The sequence below is a fragment of the Stenotrophomonas maltophilia group sp. RNC7 genome, from assembly GCF_030910085.1.
GTDB lineage: Bacteria > Pseudomonadota > Gammaproteobacteria > Xanthomonadales > Xanthomonadaceae > Stenotrophomonas > Stenotrophomonas sepilia.
The window spans coordinates 1-395 of sequence record NZ_JAVFVN010000119.1; the positions used below are offsets into that span (position 1 = coordinate 1).

Annotated in this window: 1 protein-coding gene; it reads left to right on the forward strand. The window is 34.2% G+C overall.

Annotated features, from left to right (window positions below; all coding sequences use genetic code 11):
• On the forward strand, positions 1 to 395 hold a 395-nt coding region (locus RCF13_RS01470; protein ID WP_308140752.1), incomplete at both ends, for a hypothetical protein.

Consider the following 395-nt stretch of genomic DNA (forward strand, 5'->3'; position numbering starts at 1 on the left):
GAACCTTTTGGTCGTCAATTATTAAAGGAACGTTATCATCCAAGGAAAGTTACAGAGGATGTACTAGACTATGTAATAGAAAATGGAGAAATTTTGATTCAACTACCAAAACAACTCAAAGAATTAACTGCCGTTATGCAAAAGGGGAATATGCGTATAGCCATAACGATCCCAGAATTGAACCTGTTTTTAACTAAATTAGATCGTATCAGTAATCGGCTTTCATTTAGTATTGTATTACTTTCTTTTAGCATCATCATGGTTGGGCTTATTATTGGTTCGTCATTGAGTAGGAAATCCACACTTCTTTGGAACCTACCAGCCATTGAAATTGGATTTGGAGTAGCAATCTTGATGTTTCTTTGGTTGTTATATTCTATATTTAAATCAGGGAA